The organism is Clostridioides sp. ES-S-0123-01 (genome assembly GCF_020658415.1).
Classification (GTDB): Bacteria; Bacillota; Clostridia; order Peptostreptococcales; family Peptostreptococcaceae; genus Clostridioides.
Map to the genome: position 1 here is coordinate 256,769 of NZ_JACVWD010000001.1, position 22,490 is coordinate 279,258.

23 protein-coding genes and 1 other annotated feature are annotated in these 22,490 nt (G+C 26.3%); of the genes, 17 read left to right on the forward strand and 6 right to left on the reverse strand.

The features are described 5' to 3' along the window. Nucleotides 1-279 precede the first annotated feature (279 nt). The 8 genes from IC175_RS01090 (at nt 280) to IC175_RS01125 (ending at nt 8,434) form a co-directional block, all read left to right on the forward strand. Entirely contained in the window at nt 280-681 is a 402-nt protein-coding gene (locus tag IC175_RS01090; RefSeq protein ID WP_227435051.1) for a hypothetical protein, read from the forward strand. Between the two features lie 366 nt (nt 682-1,047). Then, the gene (locus tag IC175_RS01095) at nt 1,048-1,602 is read left to right on the forward strand and encodes a GNAT family N-acetyltransferase (protein WP_227851000.1); all 555 of its coding nucleotides are present in this window, start codon (nt 1,048-1,050) and stop codon (nt 1,600-1,602) included. Nucleotides 1,603-1,682: 80 nt separating this feature from the next. Then, nucleotides 1,683-1,896: a binding site (T-box leader), on the forward strand. Nucleotides 1,897-2,158: 262 nt separating this feature from the next. After that, entirely contained in the window at nt 2,159-3,193 is a 1,035-nt protein-coding gene (gene argC, locus IC175_RS01100) for an N-acetyl-gamma-glutamyl-phosphate reductase (protein WP_227851001.1), read from the forward strand. 41 nt (nt 3,194-3,234) lie between these two features. After that, nucleotides 3,235-4,452, forward strand: coding sequence for a bifunctional glutamate N-acetyltransferase/amino-acid acetyltransferase ArgJ (gene argJ / locus IC175_RS01105; protein WP_227435055.1), 1,218 nt, complete (start codon nt 3,235-3,237; stop codon nt 4,450-4,452). Between the two features lie 13 nt (nt 4,453-4,465). Beyond that, complete coding sequence (argB, locus tag IC175_RS01110) at nt 4,466-5,326, forward strand: acetylglutamate kinase (RefSeq protein ID WP_227435056.1); 861 nt, start codon at nt 4,466-4,468, stop codon at nt 5,324-5,326. Between the two features lie 52 nt (nt 5,327-5,378). Further along, entirely contained in the window at nt 5,379-6,572 is a 1,194-nt protein-coding gene (locus IC175_RS01115; protein WP_255612864.1) for an aspartate aminotransferase family protein, read from the forward strand. Nucleotides 6,573-6,678: 106 nt separating this feature from the next. Then, nucleotides 6,679-7,701 (forward strand): ornithine carbamoyltransferase, encoded by a 1,023-nt coding sequence (argF, locus tag IC175_RS01120; protein WP_227851002.1) that lies wholly within the window; start codon nt 6,679-6,681, stop codon nt 7,699-7,701. A 124-nt stretch (nt 7,702-7,825) separates the two neighbouring features. Then, nucleotides 7,826-8,434, forward strand: a complete 609-nt coding sequence (locus tag IC175_RS01125; protein ID WP_227845741.1) for a DUF4878 domain-containing protein — start codon at nt 7,826-7,828, stop codon at nt 8,432-8,434. A 377-nt stretch (nt 8,435-8,811) separates the two neighbouring features. On the opposite strand, the gene IC175_RS01130 is transcribed toward IC175_RS01125, so the two are convergent. The 4 genes from IC175_RS01130 to IC175_RS01145 all read right to left on the reverse strand — a co-directional run bounded on the left by IC175_RS01130 (nt 8,812) and on the right by IC175_RS01145 (nt 12,131). Further along, nucleotides 8,812-10,029, reverse strand: coding sequence for a M20 family metallo-hydrolase (locus IC175_RS01130; protein WP_227851003.1), 1,218 nt, complete (start codon nt 10,027-10,029; stop codon nt 8,812-8,814). 229 nt (nt 10,030-10,258) lie between these two features. Beyond that, complete coding sequence (locus IC175_RS01135) at nt 10,259-10,897, reverse strand: ABC-2 transporter permease (RefSeq protein WP_227435062.1); 639 nt, start codon at nt 10,895-10,897, stop codon at nt 10,259-10,261. Next, nucleotides 10,897-11,760, reverse strand: a complete 864-nt coding sequence (locus IC175_RS01140) for an ABC transporter ATP-binding protein (protein ID WP_227482608.1) — start codon at nt 11,758-11,760, stop codon at nt 10,897-10,899. Before IC175_RS01140 ends, IC175_RS01135 begins: the two co-directional genes overlap by 1 nt. Beyond that, a complete protein-coding gene (locus IC175_RS01145; RefSeq protein ID WP_227435065.1) occupies nt 11,757-12,131 on the reverse strand; it encodes a GntR family transcriptional regulator in 375 nt (124 codons plus the stop codon). Before IC175_RS01145 ends, IC175_RS01140 begins: the two co-directional genes overlap by 4 nt. A 423-nt stretch (nt 12,132-12,554) precedes the next feature. Between IC175_RS01145 and IC175_RS01150 the strand changes: the two genes are divergently transcribed. The 5 genes from IC175_RS01150 to IC175_RS01170 all read left to right on the forward strand — a co-directional run bounded on the left by IC175_RS01150 (nt 12,555) and on the right by IC175_RS01170 (nt 17,697). After that, a complete protein-coding gene (locus IC175_RS01150) occupies nt 12,555-12,899 on the forward strand; it encodes a replication/maintenance protein RepL (protein WP_227435067.1) in 345 nt (114 codons plus the stop codon). Between the two features lie 16 nt (nt 12,900-12,915). After that, nucleotides 12,916-13,512, forward strand: coding sequence for a hypothetical protein (locus IC175_RS01155; protein ID WP_227435068.1), 597 nt, complete (start codon nt 12,916-12,918; stop codon nt 13,510-13,512). 36 nt (nt 13,513-13,548) lie between these two features. Beyond that, nucleotides 13,549-16,143, forward strand: a complete 2,595-nt coding sequence (gene clpB, locus IC175_RS01160; protein ID WP_227830582.1) for an ATP-dependent chaperone ClpB — start codon at nt 13,549-13,551, stop codon at nt 16,141-16,143. Nucleotides 16,144-16,426: 283 nt separating this feature from the next. After that, the gene (locus IC175_RS01165) at nt 16,427-16,897 is read left to right on the forward strand and encodes a methylated-DNA--[protein]-cysteine S-methyltransferase (RefSeq protein WP_227435071.1); all 471 of its coding nucleotides are present in this window, start codon (nt 16,427-16,429) and stop codon (nt 16,895-16,897) included. A 659-nt stretch (nt 16,898-17,556) separates the two neighbouring features. Then, nucleotides 17,557-17,697: a hypothetical protein gene (locus tag IC175_RS01170; RefSeq protein WP_227835512.1), complete on the forward strand. Its 141-nt coding sequence runs from the start codon at nt 17,557-17,559 to the stop codon at nt 17,695-17,697. On the opposite strand, the gene IC175_RS01175 is transcribed toward IC175_RS01170, so the two are convergent. Continuing rightward, nucleotides 17,694-18,065, reverse strand: coding sequence for a helix-turn-helix domain-containing protein (locus IC175_RS01175; protein ID WP_227435072.1), 372 nt, complete (start codon nt 18,063-18,065; stop codon nt 17,694-17,696). The two genes, IC175_RS01170 and IC175_RS01175, sit on opposite strands and share 4 nt — an antisense overlap. 638 nt (nt 18,066-18,703) lie before the next feature. Here IC175_RS01175 and IC175_RS01180 point away from each other — a divergent pair. Then, nucleotides 18,704-18,961 (forward strand): hypothetical protein, encoded by a 258-nt coding sequence (locus IC175_RS01180; RefSeq protein WP_227435074.1) that lies wholly within the window; start codon nt 18,704-18,706, stop codon nt 18,959-18,961. Nucleotides 18,962-19,221: 260 nt separating this feature from the next. On the opposite strand, the gene IC175_RS01185 is transcribed toward IC175_RS01180, so the two are convergent. Continuing rightward, a complete protein-coding gene (locus IC175_RS01185) occupies nt 19,222-19,896 on the reverse strand; it encodes a VanZ family protein (protein ID WP_227851004.1) in 675 nt (224 codons plus the stop codon). Between the two features lie 263 nt (nt 19,897-20,159). Between IC175_RS01185 and IC175_RS01190 the strand changes: the two genes are divergently transcribed. From IC175_RS01190 to IC175_RS01200, 3 genes are all read left to right on the forward strand, one after another. Beyond that, the gene (locus tag IC175_RS01190) at nt 20,160-20,459 is read left to right on the forward strand and encodes a hypothetical protein (RefSeq protein WP_227834313.1); all 300 of its coding nucleotides are present in this window, start codon (nt 20,160-20,162) and stop codon (nt 20,457-20,459) included. Between the two features lie 145 nt (nt 20,460-20,604). Continuing rightward, nucleotides 20,605-21,000 (forward strand): DUF5071 domain-containing protein, encoded by a 396-nt coding sequence (locus tag IC175_RS01195; RefSeq protein WP_227830579.1) that lies wholly within the window; start codon nt 20,605-20,607, stop codon nt 20,998-21,000. 751 nt (nt 21,001-21,751) lie between these two features. Next, entirely contained in the window at nt 21,752-22,405 is a 654-nt protein-coding gene (locus IC175_RS01200; protein ID WP_227482611.1) for a TVP38/TMEM64 family protein, read from the forward strand. The last annotated feature ends 85 nt before the right edge of the window (nt 22,406-22,490 follow it).

Genomic DNA, 22,490 nt, shown 5'->3' on the forward strand with positions numbered 1-22,490 from the left:
TTGCTGTTGTTTGAGTTCTTCTATATTTATTCTCCATATACTTATATTAACATTATATGTGTATGTATCAATGTTTTTTATATACTATTTGTGCTATCCATTCAACCTAAATGAGTGTGATTTCCACTCTAAATTGTAAAAGCTTCATATAAATCCTATGATATATTTAAGATATTTTTATAATAATTATAAATTTATATTAATAAACAACTGTAAAGGTGAACTTGCTTATAGTATAATAAATTAATATATTATGCAAAGAGTTAAGGAGAGATACTTATGCAGACTTTAGATGTATACATGAAAAAATTATGTCCACAATATCTAATAAAACATAGTGAAATCGTTGATGAAGTAACTGTTGATGTACGTACATCGATAGAATATGGTAGTATAGCCAAATTAGAACATAATATCTCTGTTATTAATGAAAAAGAATATGACTTCCTGCACAGGAATAAACCCATCGCAGGAATTGTTGTCTTATATGGTTTAATAAAAAATCGTAAAAAAATAAAAGATAGGCTTCTATCTATTAGCGATAACAATAGTAAAAAGATAATAATTGTTTGCTCTAGAGGTAGGCTTCGTAGTCCAATTGTTTGGATGTATTCTAGATATTTAAAAATAGATTCTAAAGTATTAATAAATGGAATACACTCTCTAAAAAATAATTCTTAAACTTATAAAAATATAGATCATTCTCGATATTATGCAACTAATTATCACATATATAGTATCAAGCTAGAATGTATATATATTTACACAAATCTATATGTATTCTCACTTGTTGTTCAACTGTGTTGAATTAATAATGATACTTTTATCAGTTAATTTCCATCAATTTTATTTTCAATAATTATAATTGTAAAATTGAGGATGTTGTAGAAATAAAAAAAGATATTGAGTAGTAAAATTTATGATACTAATATACTTTATAGCCTGTTAGAAAATATAGAACTAATAGAACTAATAAATGAAATTTCATGTGATAGATGAGCTTTTATCAGATTAAAAAGAAAATCAGAAGAAAGACTATTGTTGTGTATGATTAAGAATTCTTTGATAACAATTTTAGTCTTTCTCTTAAAAGGAGAAAAAATGATATTAAAAACAGAAAGATTAACTCTAATTCCACTATCACTTCGTCAACTTGAACTTTGGACTTCCAATAATTCAGAATTAGAAAAGGAATTAGAATGCATTTATTGTGCAGAACCAATGACTGGTTTTTTTTATGATATTGTAAAAGGACAATTAAATATTGCTAAAAAAGATGAAAAAAATATATTGTTTTATACATTTTGGTTTATTATGTTAAATGAAAACCGTACAATTATAGGATTAGCCGATTTTAAAGATGTGCCAAATTCTTATGGTGAAATTGAGATTGGTTATGGATTAGGTGAGGATTATAAAAAACAAGGATATATGACAGAAGTTATTAAAAAGATATGTAGCTGGGGATTAAGTCAACCAAATGTTTCTTCTGTGATAGCTGAAACTGATGCTTACAATACAGATTCACAAAATGTTTTATTAAGATGTGGTTTTAAGTTATATCGTAACTCGGATACAAAATGGTGGAAATTAACAACCTAGAAAAAATTTCCAAAAATTTATAAATAATATTGACAAACTACTAAAAATAAATTATTATATAAAACAACAAGAAAAGAAATTGAAATCCTATGAAAAAGAAAGTAGCATAAAAGGATTTGATAGAGAGCTAGGGATGGTGGAAGCCTAGTAATGAATTTTATTGTGAATAGAGCTTTGGAGGAAGTTACCAGAATTAGTAGTATGGTAATTGGTGAGTCTCGCCTTAAGAGATTAGAGTGGGTAAGATTATCTTATCAATTAGAGTGGTAACGCGGGTGTATATTCGTCTCTTGGTCTTTGACCAAGAGGCTTTTTTAATTTTAAATATACATTTGCAAATACTTTTTAATTCATAAGAATTATTATAATTGTAATTTTACCAATAAGAGTGGTACCGCGGAAATTCGCCTCTTAGCATTATAATGCTAAGGGGCTTTTTATTGTTAGTTAGATAGTTTTAAACTTATATATTATCAAATGATTATTAAATAATAATATTAATTTAAAAAAATAATTCGAAATATTCTTAAAATAATTATAAAACGGAGGAAATAAAATGAGCAAAATAAAAGCTGGAATTATTGGAGCAACTGGATATGTTGGTGTAGAATTACTAAGATTACTAATAAATCATGAAGGAGTAGAAGTTACAGCTATAGGTTCAAATTCATACATTGGCAAAAACATAGTTGATATATACCCAAGTATAGGTTATGAAAACAGTATGACATGTATAGAAAACGAAAAAGTAATTGATATGTGTGATGTTGTATTTACTGCTCTTCCACATGGTGTAAGTGAAAAGTTTGCAATAAAAGCAATTGAATCTAAAAAGAAAGTCATAGATTTAGGTGCTGATTTCAGAATAAAAGATGAAAAAATATATAGTAAATGGTATGGAGTATCTTTTATAGATACAATTTTGCACAAAAAAGCTGTATATGGATTAAGTGAGATATATCAAGAAGATATAAAAAGTGCTGATATAGTTGCAAATCCAGGATGTTATCCTACTAGTATTTCTTTACCATTGATGCCATTATTAAGTTCTAAATTAATAAAAAATAATAATATAATAATTGATTCTAAATCAGGTCTTACAGGAGCTGGTAGAGAGTTATCAACAAGTAGTCATTTTACAGAAGTTAATGAGAATATAACTGCATATAAAATAGGAAAACATAGACATACTCCAGAAATAGAACAAAATCTAAGTGAAGCGTATAAAGAAGATGTAGATGTAGTTTTTACACCAAATCTAATTCCAGTAAATAGAGGGATACTATCAACTATATACTGCATAAAAGAAGATAATGTATCTATAGGTGATATACATAAAAAATTAACTGATTATTATGAATATAAAGAATTTATAGAAATACTCCCATTAGATAAGATAACCTCTTTAAAAAATGTTGTATATTCAAATAAATGTGTAATATCAGTACATGAAAATAAAGATACATTAATAATCTGTTCAACTATAGACAACATGATTAAAGGGGCAGCAGGGCAAGCCGTACAAAATATGAATATAATGTTTGGAATTGAGGAGACTACAGGCTTAAAGCATATTGCACCAGCATTTTAGGAATAGAAAAATACTAAACTCATATAATTAGGAGGATAAAAATGGAGATTATAAAAGGTGGAGTTACAGTTCCAGAAGGGTTTGTTGCTTCAGGAATTCACTGTGGCTTAAGAAAAAATAAAGAAAAGAGGGACTTAGCTTTAGTTTATTCAGATATTTTATGTGATGCAGCAGCAGTAGTTACTCAAAATAAAGTTAAAGGAAATCCAGTTTATGTAACACAGGAGCATATTAAAAATGGAAAAGCACAAGCGATTATAGTCAATAGTGCTAATGCTAACACATTTAATGGAAAAGAAGGTCTTATAAACGCATATAAAATGGCTAAATTTACTAGTGAAAAATTAAATATTAAAGAAGATGATGTTTTGGTTGCATCTACTGGTGTTATAGGAAAACCACTAAATATAGATTTAATAGAAAAAAATATGGATGAGTTAGTAAGTAATCTCAGTAAACAAGGTCATATTGGAGCAAGAGAAGCGATTATGACAACTGACATTATAAAGAAAGAAATAGCAGTAGCAATAATGTATGGAGATAAAAAAATAACTATTGGAGGTATGGCAAAAGGTTCAGGAATGATACATCCTAATATGGCAACAACATTGGGATTTATAACGACAGATGCAAATATCGATAGCGTTCTCTTAAAAGAAGCTCTAAAAAGTGCAGTTGATAAAAGTTTTAATAGAGTTAGTGTAGATGGAGATACAAGTACTAATGATATGGTAATGATTTTGGCAAATGGAAAAGCGAAAAATGAGAGAATGGATGAAAAAGATGAACATTATCAAGTATTTTTAAGTGCGCTTACATATGTTTGTATAGAACTTGCTAAACTTGTTGCTAAAGATGGAGAAGGATGTACAAAATTAATTGAATGCTATATAAATGGAGCACTAAGTGAAGAACATGCAGTAAAGTTAGCAAAAACAGTTATATCTTCTTCCTTGGTAAAGACAGCTGTATTTGGAGCTGATGCAAATTGGGGAAGAATATTGTGTGCTTTAGGATATGCGGGTGAAGAAATAGATATGGAAAAAGTAGATATTATTTTTGAAAGCATGAAAGGATATATAGAAGTATGTAAACAGGGAAATGGGTTGGATTTTAATGAAGAAAAAGCGAAAAAAATTCTTGAAGATGATGAAATAAGTATATTAGTAGATTTGAACATGGGAAATGCTAGAGGAAATGCATGGGGATGTGATTTAAGTTATGATTATGTAAGAATAAATGGAAGTTATAGAAACTAGGAGGAAATGCTTAATGATTGATATAGAAAAAGCAAATACACTGATAGAAGCTTTACCATATATAGAAAAGCATCAAGGCAAAACTATTGTAGTTAAGTATGGTGGAAGTGCAATGAAAAAAGATGGTTTAAAAGAGTCTGTTATGGAAGACCTTGTACTTATGAGTTATGTTGGAATAAATATAGTTTTAGTACATGGTGGAGGAGCAGAAATCAATAAAATGCTTGCTAAAGTAGATATAGAAAGTAAATTTGTAAATGGGCTTAGATATACAGATGAAGAAACTATGGAAATTGTAAAAATGGTCTTAGCTGGAAAGGTAAATAAAGACTTGGTAAACAAGATACATACAAAAGGCGGAAGAGCAGTAGGGCTTTGTGGGATAGACAATAATATGATTTTATGTGACCCATATAAAAATTATGAACTAGGATTTGTTGGAGAAATAAAGAAAGTAAATGTTGAACTTATAGAATCTTGCTTGAAATCAGGCTATATTTCAGTAATTGCAACTATTGGAGTAGGAGAAGATGGTGAGACCTATAATATAAATGGAGATACAGCAGCATCAGCTATAGCTAAAGAATTAAATGCAGATAAGCTGATACTTCTTACTGATGTGCCAGGTCTTTTAAGAGATCCAGATGAAGAAAAGTCATTGATAACAGAAGTTATATTAGATGATGTTGATAAGCTATTTGATGAAGGTATAATTACTGGTGGCATGATACCTAAGATACATGGATGTGTAGACGCTTTGAATAATGGGGTAAATAGAGTCCATATTTTAGATGGAAGAGTTCCTCATTCTATAATAACAGAGTTATTTACTGATAGTGGAATAGGCACATTAATAAGAAAAGAAAATGAATAAGAAAATAAGTTAAATATAAAAAAGATTATAAACTTAAGTGAGGATGATAAAAATGAAGATAAATAACAATAATATAGTTTCAAAATGGGAGGAATATTTCATAAATACATATAGCCAACCTGATTTTATTATAGACTATGGCGAAGGTAGTTGTTTTTTTGATACTAAAGGCAATAAATATATAGATTTTACAAGCGGATACGGAGTATCTTCTCTTGGATATAGTAATAATAATTTAAAAACTGCTTTAAAGGAGCAAGTGGACAAATTATTACATACATCAAACTTATATTTCAATGGTCCAGTATTGTCTGTAGGAGAAAAAATAATTAATATAAGTGGATTGGATAAAGTATATTTTTGTAACTCTGGAACAGAAGCAAATGAAACTGCTTTTAAAATAGCAAGAAAGTACAGTAGTGATAAATATGGTGAAGGAAGAGGGACAATCATAAGTTTAAAGGATTCTTTTCATGGTAGAACAATGATGTCTTTGATGGCAACTGGTATGGATAAGTATCATAAATATTTTTATCCACTTCCCGAAGGATTTAAATATGTAGAAAAAAACGATATTGAAGATTTTAAAAATAATATTGATTCAACTGTTTGTGCAGTAATTCTTGAAGCAGTTCAAGGTGAAGGTGGAGTTAATGTTCTTGAAAAAGATTATATTTTAGAACTTGTAAAAATATGTAAAGAAAAAGACATAGCAGTAATATTTGATGAAGTTCAATGTGGCATAGCAAGAACGGGGAAACTTTTTGGATATGAATATTTTGATGTAAAACCAGATATTGTTACAATTGCAAAAGGTTTAGGCGCAGGGATACCAATAGGAGGAGTATTAGTAAATGAAAAATTTTCAAAAGTTTTAGGGAAAGGAGACCAAGGTACAACATTTGGAGGGAATTTATTAGCTATGGTGGCAGCTTCTGTTGTGTTAGATGAAATATCTAAAGAAGGATTTTATGAAGATGTGTTAGAAAAAGGAGATTATATAAGAAAATCTATTGAAAATTTTAATAGTACAATCGTAGTAAAGACAAAAGGTATGGGCTTGATGATAGGAATCGAAACTACTATTGAATCTAGCACTATAGAAGAAAAAGCTAGAAAAAAAGGATTACTTATTTTGACTGCTGGAAAGAATGTACTTAGATTTTTACCACCTTTAACTATTAGCTACAAGGAGATAAATGAAGCTCTTGAAATTTTAAAAGATATATTACTAGAAGATAATTAAGTTATTAAAAGATTCATTGTTAGGGTGAGAATTAGAGTAGATAAAAATATATGAAACTAAAAATTTTATAGCATTTAAATAAATTTACAAAAAGGGGAAAATCAATATGAATAATATAAGTTTAAAAGGAAAGAGTTTTTTAACATTAAAGGATTTTACAAAAGAGGAAATTAGATATTTATTAACTTTATCTAGTTATTTAAAAACTAAGAAGAAGGTTGGTATAAAAGGAGATTTATTGCAAGGTAAAAATATAGCATTATTGTTTGAGAAGACATCAACAAGAACTAGATGTTCGTTTGAGGTGGCTGCTCATGATGAAGGTGCTCATGTAACTTATCTAGGACCCAATGACTGCCATATGGGTAAAAAAGAATCTGTATCCGATACAGCAAAAGTTTTAGGAAGATTTTATGATGGTATAGAATTTAGAGGATTTAAACAAGAAACAGTTGAAAGTTTAGCAAAATACTCTGGAGTACCTGTTTGGAATGGCCTTACAGATGAATATCACCCAACTCAAATACTTGCAGATTTTCTAACAGTAATTGAAAATGTAGATAAAGATTTAAATAAAGTTAAATTTGTTTATGTTGGGGATGCTAGAAATAATATGGGTAACTCATTGATGATAGGATGTGCTAAAATGGGAATTCATTTTGTAGCGCTTGCTCCTAAAGAACTTTGGCCAAATGAAAAGTTAGTTGAATATATGAAAGAAATAGCTAAAAAGTCTAAAGGAGATATATTGTTAACTGAAAATATTGATGATGTAAAGGGTGCTGATGTTATATATACAGATGTATGGGTTTCTATGGGAGAAGAAGAACAATATGAAGCGAGAATAAATCAACTTAAAGATTATCAAGTGAATATGGATATGATAAAGAAAACTGAAAATGAAAATGTTATATTTTTACATTGTCTTCCAGCTTTTCATGATTTAGAAACTAAAGTTGGTCAAGAAATTTATGAAAAGTTTGGATTATCAGAATTAGAGGTTACTGACGAGGTATTTAATTCCAAGTATTCAAAAGTATTTGAAGAGGCAGAAAATAGAATGCATACTATAAAGGCTGTTATGGTTTCTACTATGACTGATGTAAATATGAATAATAATTTAATATAAATATTTTTTAATCTAGATTTATGTTTTGATAAAAGTCATAAATATTCTAAATATATTATTAAAAATCCTCATTATATGTTAAAATAATTTATGTATCAACAAATTAAGAGGGAGGATTTGAGATATGAAAAAAATCATATTACTTTTAACAACTTTTTTATTAGCAATATCTTTGACAGCATGTTCAAGTGCAAAACCAGAAGATACAATCAATAATTTTTTTAGTAGTGCAAAGAAATTTGACTTTGAAGGTATGAACAAAGTTATGGAAAATAATGATGAAAAATATAAGGATATACTAAAAGAATTAGAAACAGAAGACCCAAGTACACAGTATGTTTTAGATTATCTAAAAAATAATGCATCTAAAATAACATACACAATAAAAGACAGTGAGATTAAAGATAATAATGCAAAAATTCAAGTAGAGTGTAAGTTTGTAGATTCAACACCATTACTTAAAGAAATAGTGGCTGAAGCATTTACAAAGATGCTTGGCATGAGTTTTTCAGGTCAAGATTTAACAGATGAGAAAACAACTGAAATGTTAGTGTCAATTATGAAAGAAAAGCAAAAAAGTGTTGAAGAAACTTTTGTAACAAAAACTGTAGAGTTTGAATGTACTAAGAAAGATAATAAATGGATAATAAGTTCAGCTAATGATGCACTGGCTGATGTATTATTATCTAATCTTGTTACAGCAGGAGAGGAATTTTCTAACTCTATGAGTTAAGTTGAATATTAAATTGGAACTATAATAAAAAATGAATATATAACATTTATAAGGGATATCAGCTTTGGTATCCTTTATATTTTTAAGGTAAATAGATAAAAATCAATGGAGATATTAAAAATAATTTGAATATTTATTGTCATTATTAGAAAAATATTTACTGTATAATATATATTATTTAAAATGAGATAATTACGAATAGAATGTATAATTATAAGTAAGACATATATCTAATGGAAATGATAGATGTGATATTATTGATGAGAAATCAACTTTTATATAAATAGAATTAGAAGGTAGCAATTAGAGTTAGTTGCTACCTTTTTCATGTTTATTTTCTTTTTTTATACATCAGAATGAAGAGTATTATTGTAAAATTATTTTAGATTAAGATTATCTAGTATTTTTAAAAATATTTTTACTGCAATATCTAAATCATTCACAGTAACATTTTCATTAGGATTATGACTTATGCCTTCAGTACATCTTATAAATACCATGCCTATATCAGTTATATTATCCATTTCTTGAGCATCATGACCAGCGCCACTATAAATATAAAATGGGTTGAGATTTAAATCCACAAAACTTTTTTCTATAACTTTTGTCATTTTATCAGAACATGGCACAGGAACATTTTCAAAAGAGAGTTCACTTGTATAATTAAGTTTTCTATTTTGACATATGCGAGTTATTTCATCAAGTATTTTTATTACTGAAGTATCAAGAGTTTCTTGTGAACATGAGCGGACGTCAAGAGTAAAATCAACCCTTTCAGGAACTACATTTGATGATGATGGATAGAAATTCATCTTTCCAACTGTAGCAACTAAATCAGGCGTTATCTTAGCTATATTTTCAATTGATAATACACATTCACAAGCACAACATCCAGCATCAAATCGCATATCCATTGGGAGTGTTCCAGCATGGCCAGATTTGCCATTTACTGATATTTTAAAACTCTTAAATCCTGTAATACTTGAAACAATACCAGCAGGAAGAGCATTGTTTTCTAAGACAGGTCCCTGTTCGATATGGAATTCTAAATAAGCATCAATATCTTTTCTAGGGTGTAAATTTATTAAATTTTTAGTATCAAATCCAAATTTTGTCACAGCTTCTTCAAGCGTAATTCCATTTTCATCAACAGATTTGAGTAGTTCCTCTTTAAAAGTACCAGCAAAAACTTTACTTCCCATTAGAGATGTTTCAAATCTTGTTCCTTCTTCCTCAGCAAATGCAACTAATTTAATATTAAATGGATAAGACTTATTATTATTTATAGCTTCTTCAAGTCCAATTAGAGGAACAATTATTCCTAGCATTCCATCAAATATACCTCCACATTTTACACTATCTTGATGAGATGCAACTACTAATGTAGGTGCGTTTAAGAAATTAGATTTATATGTACCTATAATATTTCCAATATCGTCAATTTCAATATCAAGATTCAAATTTTTCATCCAAGAACTTATTAATTCAATCGATTTTTTATGCTCATCAGTTAATATAAGTCTTGTAAGACCTGTTGTTGTTGAACTTATTTTTCCTAATGTTTGTAAATAATCCATACATCTTTGTCCTAACATGGGTACCCTCCTAAAAATATAATTGTCAACTAAATTTATCAGATAATTATATTATATCAGTATATTTAGAAAATAATAGGATGTTACTGAATAAATAAATAATAAAAAATAAAAATCCGAGTAGAAATGAATTCATAAAAAACAAAAATACTATCAAATTTTACCCTGACAGTATTTTTATAAAATCTTTTATAAAACCACTTAAATATAAAACTAGTGTTAATATCTTTTACACTTCTTTTTTACAATAAATTTTTGTAGAAATAAAATATGAAATTACAAATAATAAAATCGCAATAAATGGAAGAGAATAAACTAAAGTATTAAGTATAATCTCAATAGAAATACTTGAATTAAATCTTTCCAAAAGACTTTTAAATCCTAATATTGCAGCAGTAGGAAGTAAAAAGCATGCAATCATTAATAAACGAGCTTTTTCTGTACCAAATTTATAAATAAGTGGTAAAATAAGGCTAGCAAAACATACTGAAATTGATAAAATTAATCCTGTAATAACTAAAGTATCATCTAAAACAAGTGTATTTTTAAAATATCCATTAACAATGCTAATAATAAGTGAAAAAAATACACCTATAAAGCTAAATATTAACATAGTTAAATATTTACTTAATACAATAGTGTCACGTTTGATAGGCATTGTAAGTACATAGCTATCCCATTTATTTAAATCATCATATGAAAATGTTGAAACAATCATTGTTGTACATAAAACTATAATAACACCTATAAAACTACTGTTATTTCCATCTCCAACAGAAGAGATATATCCAAATACAATCATAAATAAAATTAGAAATTTTATATTGCTTTTTAAATTAAGTAAGTCTTTTAAAATTAGTCCCTTCATTATTTATCACCTCTCACATAAAATAACATAATTTCTTCAATTGATGTATTATCAACTATAAGGTTTGGATGTTTTGTAATAAATTTATACTTATCTTTAAGTAGTACTTCATATCCAAACTGGCTTTTACGATAATATGAATAATCTTCATTTGTAAGTTTAGCAAAATCATTAGAATTACATTTTAAGATACCCATAGTATCGATTAATTCATCTTTGCTTTCGCTAAATACAATTTTCCCCTTATGTATAAATGTAATATAATCTGCTATTTTGTCCAAATCACTTGTAATATGTGAAGATAAAATAATAGAATGTTCTTCATCTTGTATAAAATCTAAGAATATATCCAATATTTCTTCTCTTACAATAGGGTCAAGTGAACTAGTTGCTTCATCTAATATTAATAACTTTGGTTTATGAGATAAAGCTACAGCAATACTAAGTTTCATTTTATTACCTTTTGAAAACTCTTTAATTAGTTTATTATTTGGAACTCTTAGTTGTTTTAAATATTCTTTAAATAGTCTATCATCCCAGTTTTTATAGATATGGCTCATAATTTTTGAGATATTATTTGTATTTAAATTCTCATGAAAGTTGCTTCCTTCAAATACGACACCAATTTGTTCTTTGATTTCTTTTTCATTTTTTATGTTATCAAGGCCAAAGATTTCAATATTTCCACTATCATAAGATATTAAATTTAAAATTGATTTTAGTGTAGTAGTTTTTCCTGCACCATTTTCACCTACAAATCCCATTATAGAGCCTTTTGGTACTGAAAAAGATACATCTTGTAATGCAAAATTTTTGTAAACTTTGTTTAGGTTTTTTATAGTTATTGCGTCCATAATTATCATTCTCCCTTATATAATAAAAGTAAAATATCTTGTAACTCATTATATGTAATGCCACTACTTTGAGCTGTATCAACTGCTTTTTGTAGATATTCTTCGATTAAACGAAGTTGTTCTTCTTTAACAAAATCCATATTTTTGCCAGATACGAAACTACCTTTACCAGTAACTGTTTCAATAAATCCATCATGTTCTAAATCACTATATGCTCGTTTTGTAGTAATTACACTTATTCTAAGTTCTTTTGCTAATAATCTCATACTTGGAAGAGCAGTACCTTCTGGCAACTCTCCACTTATAATCATACTTTTAATTTGTGTAGTAATTTGTTCGTATATTGGCTTGCCACTTGAATTACTAATAACTATATTCAATTAAACACCTCCTTAAATTGTATATATAGTATATATACATTATATAAATATATATATACTATGTCAAGTAAACTTACAAAAAAATAATTGGAAATATTATGTGTTTAGTGGTTTTACTCTGTAGAAAAGATTATTTTACTGAGCATATTAAAATTTTTAAAAAAAATTTACAAATATTATTCAAAAATCTTACCAATAAATTGAAAATACTGATTTTAAAAAACAATAAAGTTTAGCTTATAGATAAATAAAAGTTTAGCTTATAGATAAACTTTTGCTATTTTTGTTTTTGACATACATATTTTTTTGTAATATATTTATATTATCAATTAGAGATAAGGAGAGTGAGAAGAGATATTTAATTTAGATAAGGCATTAAAAAAAGATTTAAATCAAGAATACACAGAAAGTAGAAATTTGGTTATGAACAAAAGTAAATATATGAATGTTTGCTTTAAAAATTATATCAAAGTGGCAGAAGGAATGTATACTAAAAGAGATTTAATTCCAATAAAATTGATAAATTCTATGGATAAAAATAATAAGATTAGGAAAACACTACATGAATTATCTTGCGAATTTGAATATCCAAAGACTTCCTTGTCTTCATTGTTTACAGAACTAAAAAAATTAGATTTTTTACAGAAAGTAAAAAATGGTGAGTATATGATAAATCCACATATAGCATATAAAGGAAATAAAGCTGATAAAGAAAGTTTACTAGAAGAATATAATCAGATAAAAAGACCTAATAAGGTTAGTAAATAAGGAAGAAGGTTTTTATATGAGTTTAAAACTTGATAGAAATGTTCTACAGTGGTTTGATTATGTATTTGAAAATGAAGAAACTAGTTTGAGATATTATAATTTTGAATGTACATTAAAAGAGATTAGCCCCACTAGTTTAAACAGAGTAGCATTTATATTAGAAAAAAATAATTCTGAATACTGGAAGTTGTATTTTGAAATACCAGCTGAAGTTACTTTGAAACTTAAACAAAACATTCATCCTTTATTTAGAGAGTATATATATGAACAAATATCACTGTATAACGATAATCAAATTTACAATTTTGTAAATTCAAATTTATTAAAAGTGTTTAATAATATTGCAATTTACCAATATAATCTTTTAGAAAATCTATATACTATTGATTTTAGAAAGAGTTTTATAGATAAGTGCCAATATTTGTTAATAGGTGAAAAAAGACTTATAGATGAAGATTTATATCTAAGAGCAAAATCAAAAGAAGTGTTTGATTTTTTTAATTCAGATGGAACCTTTAATCTGACATTAAGTTTTGACATACAAAAAAATGAAAGTTTGCTTGATAGTCTTTTAGAGCTTAGAAAATCAATAATCATAAATGAGAGAATTTAATTTATTTGGATATAATATTAAAATGGAGGGATTTATATGGACGTAGAAAAAATGACTTTAAGAGTTCAAAAAAGTTTAAATGAGGCTTATAATGAAGCAGTAAAAAATCATAACCAACAAGTAGATGTAATTCATCTTTTTTCAGCACTTATTAATCAAGAAGATGGATTAATACCAAATATAGTAGAAAAGATGAATATATCAATAGATTCTTTAAGAAATACTGTAAACTTTGAAATGGATAAACTTCCAAAAGTATATGGAGAAGGAGCAGATTCACAAGGAGTGTCAGCTACTAGAAAAATAAATGAAGTACTTATAAAAGCAGAAAGTATTTCTAAAGAATTTAAAGATTCATATATAAGTGTTGAACATGTTATGCTTGCAATGATGGAAACAGAATCAAAATCAGTTGTTGGTAAAATATTGAAACAATATAATATAAATAAAAATGATTTTTTAAATGTTTTATCACAAGTTAGAGGTAGTCAAAGGGTAGAAACACAAGACCCAGAAGGAACATATGATGCACTTGCTAGATATGGAACAAATTTAGTAGATTTAGCTAAAAAAAATAAATTAGATCCTGTAATTGGAAGAGATGAAGAAATAAGAAGAATTATAAGAATTTTATCAAGAAGAACAAAAAATAACCCTGTATTAATTGGTGAGCCAGGTGTAGGTAAAACTGCGATAGTTGAAGGCTTAGCAGAGAGAATAGTAAGAGGAGATGTACCAGAAGGATTAAAAGATAAAATAGTATTTTCTCTTGATATGGGCGCATTGATTGCTGGTGCAAAATATAGAGGAGAATTTGAAGAAAGATTAAAGGCTGTCTTAAAAGAAGTTCAAAGTTCTGATGGAAAAATCATTCTATTTATAGATGAGATTCATACTATAGTTGGTGCTGGTAAAACAGAAGGCTCAATGGATGCAGGTAACCTGATTAAGCCTATGCTTGCAAGAGGAGAGTTAAATTGTATTGGTGCAACTACTTTTGATGAGTACAGAAAATATATAGAAAAAGATAAAGCCCTTGAAAGACGTTTCCAACCTGTAATTGCAGAAGAACCTACTGTTGAAGATACAATATCTATACTTAGAGGACTTAAAGAAAGATTTGAGATACATCATGGAGTAAGAATTCATGATAATGCTATTGTAGCAGCAGCAAAACTTTCTCATAGATATATACAAGATAGATTTTTACCAGATAAAGCAATAGATTTAATAGATGAAGCTGGAGCTATGATTCGTAGTGAAATAGATTCATTGCCAACAGAATTAGATGTGGTTAGAAGAAAATTATTTACACTAGAAACTGAGAGAGAAGCTTTGCTTAAAGAAAATGATGATAAGAGTAAGACAAGATTAGAAGATATTCAAAAGGAAATAGCAGAGTTAAAATCTAAAAATGATGAAATGACTGCTAAATATGAAAAAGAGAAGAGTCAAATACTAGATATCAAAAATTTAAAATCTCAATTAGATGAAGCTAAAGGAAAAGCTGAAAAGTACGAAAGAGAATATGATTTTAACAAAGCAGCAGAGGTTAAATATGGTGAAATACCTAAATTAGAAGAGCAAATAAAGAAATATGAAGAAAGTATGAATGATGGTTCTGAAAACTCACTTTTAAAAGAAGAAGTTACAGAAGAAGAAATATCTAATATTGTATCAAAGTGGACAGGTATACCAGTAACTAAATTAGTCGAAGGTGAAAGAGAAAAGCTACTTAAGCTAGAAGATGAACTTCATGAGAGAGTTATTGGACAGAATGAAGCTGTTACAGCAGTTTCAAATGCAGTAATACGTGCAAGAGCTGGCCTAAAAGATGAAAGAAAACCAATTGGTTCATTTATATTCTTAGGGCCTACAGGAGTTGGAAAAACTGAACTTGCAAAAACTCTTGCTAGAAATTTATTTGATAGTGAAGACAATATAATTAGAATTGACATGTCTGAATATATGGAAAAACATGCTGTATCAAGATTAGTAGGACCTCCTCCAGGATATGTAGGATATGAGGAGGGCGGACAACTTACAGAAGCAGTTAGACGTGCACCTTATTCTGTAATATTATTTGATGAGATAGAAAAAGCACATGAAGATGTATTTAATATGTTTTTACAAATATTAGATGATGGTAGACTTACTGATAATAAAGGTAAGACTGTAGACTTCAAAAATACTCTTATAATAATGACCTCTAATATAGGAAGTAATTATTTATTAGAAGCAGGTGGAAATATAACAGATACTACTAACAGTCTTGTAATGAATGAGATGAAGCATAGATTTAAACCTGAATTTCTAAATAGAGTAGATGATATTATAATGTTTAAACCTTTAGACCAAGATAATATCAAGAAAATTATAGACATATTTATGGAAGATTTAAAAAATAGATTAAAAGAAAAAGATATTTCTATTGAGGTTACAGATTCAGCTAAAGATGTAATGGTGAGAGAAGGTTATGACCCTGTGTATGGTGCAAGACCTCTTAAGAGATATATAGGAAATACATTAGAAACTATAATTGCAAGAAAACTTATTGCTGGAGAGATATATAATGGATGTACTATAGTTATAGATGGTCAAGATGAAAATATTGAAGTTTTAGTTAAGTAATAAAAGTCAGTAGAGCAAAATGTGTGGTTTGATACATCATGCTCTACTGACTTTCTTGTTCATTAATGTTAATTAATTTATATATTTATGGTTTTAATAAGGAAGATATAATTAGTTTTATTATTTATATAATATAGGGTTATTAATTGATTTTATATAAAACAAATATTTTTAAACAGAGTAAGGTTTTTTTATTAAAAGTTGATAAAATATATGATATAAATAAGTAAAACTATTAATCATAACTGAAGATAAAAATAAATATGGAAGGATATAGTGCTCAATGAAAAATATATTTTACTATGAAACTAAAATTGGGAAAATAGGAATATCAGAAGAAAATAATTACATTACAGATTTATTCTTTGGGATACAAGAATTATCTTGTGAAAAATATACAGTTAAAGAGACTAAAATTATAAAAGATGCAAATAAACAACTAAGTGAATATCTAAATGGTGATAGAAAAAAATTTGATTTACCATTACATCCATCAGGAAGTGAGTTTAGTAAACAAGTGTGGAGTGAACTTTGTAAAATTCCATATGGAGAAACAAGAACTTATCTAGAATTAGCGAATACAATCAATAGACCTAAATCATATAGAGCAGTGGGGTTGGCCAATAGTAAAAATCCTATTTCTATTTTTATACCTTGCCATAGGCTTATTGGTTCTAATGGAAGTTTAAGAGGTTATTTGGGCGGAATAAAAACAAAGGATTATTTATTAAAACTGGAAAGTGAAAATAAATAATAGAATTATATAGTAAGTACATATTGAAAAGATAATACTTATAATGAAAATTAACTTTATTTTCATTAATAATTAAGTTCCAATAATTAAGTTATGAAAACTTAAACTCTCAATAATAAAAATAGTTTAAAGCTAAATAAATTTTACTACACAAATATAAAGTGAATAACATAAATAAAAGATAAATAGTATTTTGTGAGAAAAATTTGAAGTGTAGTCAGGCAAATCTAGCCTCTTTAGAAAGTGGATTTTAATTATGTTTATAAATGGTAAAAAAATACTGATAATGATAGTTAGTAAACTATAATTATCAGTATTTTTTATACTTTATCAAGTACTAAAAAGTAGATTAAATAAACATAAAAATTTATATATTTATACAAAATTTTATAATAAGAATTATCTTAAAAAATATATAAAAACATAAAAAATATACAAAATTCTACAATAATAGATTTTTTTGTTATAATTACGAGTTTTTTATTGCATCTGTAGAATAAAAGTATTATTATATAGTTAAGATAATTATCCAAGAAAATTTTGGATAAGAGAAAAATATTTTATGAAATGAAAAAATCATAATTACATAATTTTTATTAAAATTTGTTGGGAATCTTTGAATAAAATTAAGAACATAGGTTCGCTGGGGGATGGTGTATGTGGAAAAATCAAATACTACTATTATAAGAAAGGAAAAAATTAAAGACACAGGAATTAAATTAGATTTTTTATTGAGTGTAGATATTGATTTTTATGAAATGTTATTAGAAATATTGGAAAAAGTAAAAGAAGAGAACTAATTCTCTTCTTTTAAAAATCTCTTTATATAAGCATTATCAATCATTTTTTCTATAGCCTCTCTATCTTCTTCTTCAAGTGAATATATCTTTTCTAAAAGCTGCTTTGTTTTTTCACTAACTGATAAACTTTCTATTATTAATTTGTCTTCTCTATTTATTTTTGTATTTTCATTTATACCTAATAAATAATCTGTAGATGTCTTCAGTGATTTTGCTAATCTTACTATTATTTCACTTTTAGGTTCTCGCAGATTATTTTCATAACGTGATAAACTAGCTTCAGTTATACCAACTTTAGTAGCAAGTTCCTTTTGATTTATATTCAACTCTTTTCTTAGCTTTGCTATTCTATCTCCTAAACTTTCCATATGTACATCACTCCTTACCGAAATTATAAGTTATTTTGCTGAAAAGTAAAATAAAATTACCAAAAATATATAAAAAAAGAAAAAAGATAAGAAAAAAGATTGATAATTACCGTTTGTATATATATAATATAAATTATACAAATGGTAATTTATGGAGAGGTGATATGTTGAATGGAAACAAATCAAAATTAAAAATGATGCTATTAAAAAAATAATGAAAATATTAAAAATAAATCCTATAATACATTTATTTGAAGAAAATATAAAAATAAGTTTATAGAAAAGAGATATATATGTTGTAAAATATTGTGTTTTGATATAGATGATTTAATATACAAATGATTTGAATAAAAATTTTTATTAATACAATTACCAAATGTATAAATCGATATAGAAAGGGTGGTAAGGATAAGTTTTACTAAGTGAAATAGATTGTATAATGATGTTGGAATAATCAACAAATGATTTATTATGGAAATAAAAAAGAGAACTAATTAGCAAGGCTTTTAGGATTAAAGAAACTCTCAAAAGAGAAAGATGGTATATAAATATGTAATGGTAAAAGTTTTAATTATGTCAAAATAGTATATAACAAGGAAATGACTTAAAAATAAATTAAATATATTGGAGAATTTGAAATGATAATAATTAGAAGCCAGGATAAAACTAATTTAATGAAAGTTAGTAAAATTGAAATAAATGATAATCAAATATATGTAACATTTGAAGATATGTATAATACTAGGAAGATAGGATGTTATGAAAGTAAAGAGAGAGCAATACAAGTATTAGATAAGATACAAAATTTTATTGAGAATGGCACTGAATATGATTATATAACTGCTAATAAAGTTAGATGTAATGTAAATCGAATATTTCAAATGCCAATTAAGTAAGGTTATTATATTAGGCTATTCAGATTTGAAAATTATTCTAATAATTTTGTTGAAAGTGATTATAATTAAAATTTATTTTAAATATTGTTTTTGCTATAATCAAGCAGAAAAGTGAAAATAGGTATTATCAATAAGATAAAAAGTTATTGTTAAATATATTAAAGAATAAAATACCCTGTTCTTAAGGTAGTAAGAATGGGTATTTTATTTGTACATAAATATTAAGATAAAATGTAAAGCTAATAGATACATTAAATTATCTAATAAGTGATATAAAAATTATACAATAGAAATTCTCCTAAAACAGCTAATATTAAGTACATAATAGCTTCATTTTTAGGGAGGTTAATAGTTTTTCTATTTGTATCATCATCAGCTTCAACAGCAATTTCATCTTGAAGAATCTGTTCATATCGATGTGCAAAGATAGTCTTTTTACTTATATAATTAAATAAATTATCTATACATATCCATATGAAGTATCCCAAAATAGCACCTAGAGTATTCATCATCAAATCATCAATATCTGTGGTTCTATGATTAAATAATTGACAAATCTCAATTGCCAATGAAAAGCTTAGTCCAGTACATAATATGCTAATAAAATTTCTAAATCTTTTCCAAATCAAAGGAAGTAAAAATCCTAAAGGTATAAACATGATGATATTTAGAATGTAGGTTAAAGCACCACTTGAACTAAATGGAATTAAATTTATTTCATCTAGTCTAATAATTTCACCATATCTACCTATATCCCATATACTTCCAATACCTGCTTTGCTAAGTGCTAAGTAAATATAAAACAAAAAAACATAGACCCATATTAGATGTGTTACTAAATTCCTTTTTTCTTTTAAATTTACTCTTCTTATAACAATTATTTGGTATATTAAACAAGGTAATATTGCACAAAATAACGGATAAAGTGTACACATAATTTTAATTTATCTCCCTCCAAAATTTATATTTTTGACCTTATAAATACTATCTTTATTGTAATCTTTAAAAATAAACTTTTCTTTAATAAAACCTTAAAAATTTATTAACTTATAAAAATAAACTATGTATCCTTATAAGACTTAGAAAATTGAATCTTCTACACTTAATATGTAAGTATTTAAAAATTTTATCATATGTATAAATATTATAAATATATGGAAATAATAATAGTATATATTGGTAAAATAGGAGGAATTGTATGAAATGGATTAAATGGTATAGTATTACATGTATATGTATTTTTGCTCTTATAACTTTTTTTATGTTAATGTTTCCTAATAAAGTAAAAATACTTGATGCTTCATCTGCATATAGTTTTATTGAAAAAAAAGTGCCAAATAATGCTAGCTATCAAGGATACAAGAGGAATCAAATTGATGGTACTACTACAATTTATTATAATTATAATAATTCAACTCATGTAGTAAAATTATCACACCCTGAATATAATTCGAGAGCGACTAACTGGGATAAAGTTTCAAATATTATATTTGATTAACTTAAAATTAGTACTTATATACAAGTATATTAAGTTATAATTTGTTTGACATTTGTAAATGTAGATATTAGAATCTAAACATAAACGATTTTTGTTTATCTTGAAGATAAGGCAATTATTGTGTGTTAGACTGGAGAAATAGATTATGAAAAATGTCGAAGAACTGCTTCCAAAAGATAAGTTTGATAACTGTAATATTGAAAAATTAAAGTTATTATCTGATGAAGAGATAAAACCTATTTGCCTTAGGCTTTTAGAATGGATACAAGATTACAATTGGCCTGTTGCAAAAGATATATTACCTGTATTGGCATTACATCAAGAAATTATTACTCCACTGATAATAGATATTCTTATCCCAGAGGAAAAAGATGATGATTGGAAATATTGGATAATCGTATGTCTATTACCAATGTTCACAGATAAAAAACTTGAACCAATTATACCTTTTATAAAGAGAATTGCAGAAAAACCAACAAAATGGGAAAATACTTCAGAAGTAGATGAGGTTGCGAGAAAATTGTTACAATTAAGGTTATGAGTATTTTTGGAGTGTGCTTTATTAGATAAGATATGTATAATAGTTCAACTTTACAAAACTATGCTATTATGTGATATGCAGTTAAAAATATGGGATTTTAGAAAATAATTATTTTATGAAGGTTTATGGATTTATATATGAATATATGAAGATATTTTAGACTTATATTCTCCAAAAAATATTGTTGATAGAATGCAAATAGCAGTGTATTTCTAATATACTTATGTACCTAAAAACATTCTCTTTATGGGAATGTTTTTTATTTATTAAAAAATCAATATTTATTAATGCATGAAATAATAAAGCTCATATTTTCTATAAATAATACTATCTTCCATCTTATTAAAAAAATTTTCTAAAGAATACAATAAAAAATAATTATTTAGTTTAATTGTGTAATTTATTGATATCTTTTAGATTTTTTGTAATTAGTTAATATAAAAATGTATTATAATGATATTATTGAAACTTGAAAATCTGATAAAGAGATAATATCATAAGAAGTGATTACTATTAACTTTCATCTAATAAGTCTAAATCATATAGAATCTGAATTAACTAATATTAAAAATCTTATTTTAATTTTTGATGTAGGATTATTAACTTTGATGAAATTTTAAAAAGTCATGAAGAAGTTATTTAGATAGAATATAAATAAAGGGTTATTTATTGAAACTTAAAAAAGAAGATAAATAATAGAGATATACAATAAATACACATAGAAAGGATGATATTTATTATAAAAAGGAATTTGAAAGGAATTGTTACAGCACTTATCATTGTTATTTTTATACTCATTTATTATGCATTTTTTAGGGGTATTACAGCAGAGCAAATACGTCAATATGTGCAATCATATGGAAACTATGCACCCTTTGTATATATATTGATTTTCTCAATTTTGCCAATTACTTTTTTTCCAGTTCCAGTATTAGCATTGGCTGGAGGATTAGCATTTGGATTGTGGAAAGGGACACTTTATACGATAATAGGTGCAGGTGTTAATAGTGCAATTATGTTTATGATGGCAAAGGTATTAGCTAAGGATGCCATAACTAAGTTTTTAAAAAATAAATTATCACCATCTTTATGGAAACTTTTTATGGAGGCAGATGAGAAGAGAGGATTTTTTATTATATTTGTATTAAGATTGATACCAATTACTCCATATAATCTGATAAACTATGGAGCAGGGCTTACTAATATAAGATTTAGTAGCTATATGTTTGCAACACTTATTGGTATTTTACCAGGAACATTAGTGTTCTTAAATATAGGAGATAAAGCTATTGATATCACTAATCCTTCTTTTATAATTTCTATAGTGTTGTTGTTTTTATTAATAATAACATCTTTAATATTGGCAAAAAAGATTTCTCCAACTAGTATATCTAAGAGAGAATAACTATTTAATTTATTTGTGTAAGATATTAATATAAAATAGTAATATTTTTATATTAATATCTTTTAATATTTTTTGGGTTTTTTGT